At 60.2% G+C, this 4,935-nt stretch carries 5 protein-coding genes; 2 read left to right on the forward strand and 3 right to left on the reverse strand.

Features of this window, described 5'->3' with window-relative positions; all coding sequences use genetic code 11:
• Together SO139_RS45510 and SO139_RS45515 are read right to left on the reverse strand one after the other, a co-directional pair.
• Positions 1-227: ATPase domain-containing protein (locus SO139_RS45510; RefSeq protein ID WP_498542093.1), on the reverse strand; the 227-nt coding region annotated here is incomplete at its 3' end.
• 715 nt (positions 228-942) lie between these two features.
• The gene (locus SO139_RS45515) at positions 943-1,287 is read right to left on the reverse strand and encodes a DNA ligase-like domain-containing protein (RefSeq protein WP_498542094.1); all 345 of its coding nucleotides are present in this window, start codon (positions 1,285-1,287) and stop codon (positions 943-945) included.
• 279 nt (positions 1,288-1,566) lie between these two features.
• Between SO139_RS45515 and SO139_RS45520 the strand changes: the two genes are divergently transcribed.
• Positions 1,567-1,731 (forward strand): hypothetical protein, encoded by a 165-nt coding sequence (locus SO139_RS45520; protein WP_498542095.1) that lies wholly within the window; start codon positions 1,567-1,569, stop codon positions 1,729-1,731.
• 364 nt (positions 1,732-2,095) lie between these two features.
• Positions 2,096-2,395: an H-NS histone family protein gene (locus SO139_RS45525; protein WP_474805064.1), complete on the forward strand. Its 300-nt coding sequence runs from the start codon at positions 2,096-2,098 to the stop codon at positions 2,393-2,395.
• Positions 2,396-2,740: 345 nt separating this feature from the next.
• Here the strand turns inward: SO139_RS45525 and SO139_RS45530 are convergent, their stop codons facing one another.
• Entirely contained in the window at positions 2,741-3,940 is a 1,200-nt protein-coding gene (locus SO139_RS45530; RefSeq protein ID WP_498542096.1) for an IS256 family transposase, read from the reverse strand.
• Between the last annotated feature and the right edge of the window lie 995 nt (positions 3,941-4,935).

Genomic DNA, 4,935 nt, shown 5'->3' on the forward strand with positions numbered 1-4,935 from the left:
GAGGTGGCGCCGGCGCGCAACTCATCCTCGGTCTCGGAGAGAGTGATGTAGAGGCAGCACTCGTCAGCCTCCGCTCCTGCGATCAGGAACTGCGTCGCGACTGTCGTCTTACCGGTGCCCGGGGCACCTTCGAGAAAGAATGCGCGTCCACGCTGAAGTCCTCCTCCCAGTACATCATCCAGCCCCTCGATGCCTGTCCTTGCTTGACGCTCGATCCGTTGCGACACTCTATTGTCCGATCCCTGCTGCCTTTTTCCACACTGTCATACGCTCGGCCGGCCGCGAGCGAGCTGGTCGGCAGAAACGGAGCCGCCTGGCGCAAAGCATCCCGCGGATGCGGCATTGGCTCGTTTCGCCCGACGAGGTAGCCGTAGAGCCTCACCTGCCGCAAACTCCTGCGTACTCCTTCTGAAAGCACCTTCATAACAATCGTTCAAACGTCGGTTTGAGAGACGGTTGCTAAGCCTGTGCTGCTCTGCTGTGGCGAAGACCTTTCAACAATTGCACGACGGATCTAAATGCGGCCTCATCGGATCCTATGCTCCGTCCTCGCGCGGCTGGTTCAGCTGATAACGCTGGCAGCCATGAGAGCTGCCGAAAAACAGACAAACGCAAGTCCTGCCGCAATTAGTAGAGCAGTTTTCAGTTCTCCTCCCATGTAGGCTCCCCCAAAAGCTCGGTCCTGCGAGCGGCGAGCGAACAACCCCAGCACTCCGGATTGAATGCGGAGGCCGCCTGATGGCCGCTTCTTTCTCGAGGGATCGATATTTAAACCAAGCCAAGCCAGAAAAGTTTCCCGACGCGACCAATTTAGCTGTCGGAAATCGGTTAGCTGCTAAAGCTCCCGCTCCATCGCTGGATGGCTGCGGTTCTTCACCTTGACCCAGTGCTTCTGTGGACCTCCCCGGTAAGGCTGGTCACGATGCACAAGACTTTCAAGACTCATGCGGCATACGGCTCGGAATAGCGCGGGCTCGATCTCGCCCTGCTTGAACGCGCAACGGTGATCCCGTCCGGCCTTTGTGTCAGCAGTTTCTCCAGTTTGGTCTCGCGCAGGTGCAACGGCAGGTCGCGCAAGTCTTCGCCGCCCATGGCGAGAACGACGAAGGCGTAGAATTGACCTCGTGGTCGTGCCTGCGCGAGTGCAGCGCATCGAAGTCGGAAAGGATCACCGCCATCGATGACGAAATGCTTCTGACGGTTCTTCAGCGCGGCCGCTGTGATCCACGGACATTGCTGGGTCCAATCGCTGCCGTTGCGGGACAGCAGGTGCTCGCGCTCGTTCATCCCGGATGACCAGCATTCGATAGCCGCCGTGCTTAATTTCGTAGAGCCGGTCAGGTCTTGCCGGGACCTGCTTCCCTGAGTCCATATGTGCTGCGCATGGCGGAAAGATAGCTCCCAATTGCGAGCGTTCCAGCGGAGGAACAGTTCGGCCGAAACGCTGGCAGCGGCCTCGGCGCTTTGGTCACATGGGGCTGGCTCTCGCCGAGGCCGCGCGGACCGAACATTGTTGGGGGCGCCGTTCGGCCCAGGCTGACTTTCGTCCCTCGCTCGGTGCCTGTCTTGATCCAGATCAACGGCTTGCGCGAAGAGCCATCATGGTCGGCGCGCTGCCGGGTCGCCGACGAATACGACGCCCCGCGACAGCGCGGCGAGGTCGCGACGCATTCTCCTGGCAATCTTCAAATCGTTCTCAACAAGCACGACACTGCCGCCGACATCGGCTAACCCGCAAGGGGGCACTCGATGCAGCCACCCGCATTCCGACAAAAGAACCGCCCGAGGCCGGTTCAGGTGAGCGGACTCTCGCTGGAGGCGCCGTCCCATTCTGGATTGGGATTCGGACAGCGCAACACTATGAAATCCCGAATGGTCGACGACATTGGTTGTTAAAGAGGGACCGGTAGTATCAAGAATTTAAACAATCCAGAGTTGGACACCCATATCAAAACAAGTTTTGGAGATCCGAATTGACTGAGTCTTGATCGGAACCACGAGTCGAGCATTATCCCCATAATACTACTTAAATGGGAAAGATAAATATGTTATAGAATTTACATGCGGGGGCTTGGGATGTGACGGAGGAACGGTCATGAAACAAGCCGAGCTCGAACGGATGAATATAGACGACCTGTGGGCGCTCCACGGCAGAATCTCCCAGGTATTGGAGCAAAGAATCCAACAGGAAAAAATGCTGCTCGACGAGCGCCTGAGACGGTTGCGGGTTTCTGAGCGTCGACCGTACCCGCCGGTACACCCAAAATATCGCAATCCTGATCGGCCCTTTGAAACGTGGGCAGGTCGAGGCAAGCGGCCGCGTTGGCTGGTCGCGCAGTTGAGATCGGGCAAGCGGATCGACGATTTCAGAATTGCGCGGGCTAACAAGCGATGAGGTTGCCCAATGCACAGCCCGCCCAGGAGTTAGAGATCAGCTTCATCGCACAGGCGCAATTCGTGCAACCCGCGCTATCGGCCCGCGCCGAGACCTACAGGTCATTCGGCACGAGGGACGCCGCCATTGAATTATCTCAGGGGAGGCTACTGGCAAAGCGTCTAGCCGATATACAGTACCGCCACGTCTAACTGCAGGTCAAAGCTCGCAAGCTGTCGGTCGAGGATTACGATCTCGCATTGAGTGTTGCCGAGGAAATCGACGACGCCAGCGGAAAGGATCGTGTCCCGTGGCGTGGTGTAGCTGAGCTTAGGCCACCACGTTCGCCGGCATGGGCCGGATCGATCAGCTGGCGATTGCCGGGAAGCTGACGGCGGGATCATCGCCCAACGGGGCGATCGTTTCCAGTGTCATGTAGCGGCCGCGCTGGACCGCCCACTCGTCGTTTTGTTCGAGCAGGATGGCCCCGATCAGACGGGTGATGGCGTCCTCATTGGGGAAGATGCCGACCACTTCGGTTCGTCGCTTGATCTCGCCGTTGACGCGTTCGAGTGGATTGGTCGAGTGCAGCTTGGCGCGGTGCGCGGCAGGGAAGCTCATATAGGCCAGCACATCGGTCTCGGCCTCGTCCAGGAAGGCCGCGAGCTTGGGCAGCTTGGGGCGGAGTTGGTCGGCGACCTTGCGCCATTGCACCCGCGCCGCCTCGGCATCGTCCTGGGCAAAGGCGGTGGCAATGAAGGCGGAGACCACGCGCCGCCCGCTCTTGCCGGCATGCGCCAGCGCGTTGCGCATGAAGTGAACACGGCAGCGCTGCCAGGTGGCGTTGAGGACCTTTCCGACTGTAGCTTTGATCCCTTGATGGGCGTCGGACACGACCAGCTTGACGCCGCGCAGGCCACGGCGGGCGAGCTTGCGCAGGAACGCGGTCCAGAACGTCTCGGCTTCGGAGGGGCCGATGTCCATGCCGAGAACCTCGCGCCGGCCATCGCCGTTGACGCCGACCGCAATGATGACCGCGACCGGGACGATGCGCCCGTTCTGCCGCACCTTCACGTAGGTGGCGTCGATCCACAGATAGGGCCAGTCCCCTTCGATCGGCCGCTGCAGGAAAGTCTTCACCTTGTCGTCGATCTCGCCGCACAGCCGCGACACTTGGCTCTTGGAGATCCCCGTCATGCCCATCGCCTGCACCAGGTCGTCGACCGAGCGGGTCGAGACGCCCTGCACGTAGGCCTCCTGCACCACCGCAGTGAGCGCCTTCTCGGCCATCCGCCGCGGTTCGAGGAAGCCCGGGAAGTAGGAGCCCTTGCGCAGTTTGGGGATGCGCAGTTCGACCGTGCCGGCGCGGGTCTCCCAGGTCCGGTCGCGGTAGCCATTGCGCTGCGCCAGACGCTCCTGGCTCTTCTCGCCATAGCTCGCCCCGGTCAGTCCCTCGACCTCGAGCTCCATCAGCCGGTGGGCGGCAAAGCCGATCATCTCGCGCAGCAGATCGGCGTCAGGGGTCTTCTCTACAAGCGTCCGCAGGTTCATCATGTCGTCGGTCATCGGTGGTTCCTCGAATCAGGTTGGTGTCGCAATCCAAACCTTACCGACGAATCATCGGTGACCACCGCAAAGCCGCCCGCCCGCTACGGCGCTATTGGAGGGCGCGCGTGCGGACGGCTTTGCTCTACAGAGCTACACCACCTCCGAGGACACGACCCTCGGAAAGTGCCATTCAGTCGTTGATCTGGGCCATCGAGGAGATCGCGAAGACCGGCAACAAAAGGGCCGAACATCACGCGCGCTTGGCTTTGCAGGGCAGCGTGCGCAACGAACGATCAAACACTCGTCCTTAACTCTGGCTCGGTTAGGCCGAGCCTCCTTGTGTCTCTGAGAAGCGTCCATCACGGTCATCCATGCGTGGTGCGTGATATTAGCGCCTTTGGTGCCTGCATCTCCGCGCCGTACTTCATATTTGCCAACGAATTTGTGCTGTCGTTCGATGGCCATCGCGCAATTTTCATTTGCCGCATTGTGTGGCGAAAGGAGACGCTTTGCGGAGCTACCTTCCTCCTGCGTCATCGCTCGCCGAAATTGGCGAACGATTCCGGCGAGCCCACAAACGTGGTGCGACTTAATCGCCAGATCGTGCGCCGCGGCAGGCATCCTTCTTAGAAGTGGCGGCAAAACTCCTTATGCGCGCGGCTCGGCATGCCGCCGCAAAATCCCCAGTCTTGGGCGGACGTGACATATCGCGCGCCGAGAAATTTTGCCGCGGGGACGACGTGACCGCAAGAGCGGCTTATGCAAAGCACGATCTGTCGCGCGCCATGGAAAATTGCCCCCTCATATTGCCTCAAATGACAATGTTACCGAAGCGCACCCTGGTGTCTCCTGAATCGGCTGCCGCGAGTCCGAGCAAGCCGCTCGCGAAGCGCGCCCTCCAGAGCGCCGGAGCGAGCGAGCGGCTTGCGGTGATTCGGCGAAGAGAACCTGTCGGGATTAAATATTAAGACACGAAGCTTGGACCGATAGTGTGATCTCTGTGCTGCTGATGA

It is taken from the genome of Bradyrhizobium sp. UFLA05-89 (assembly GCF_059803475.1).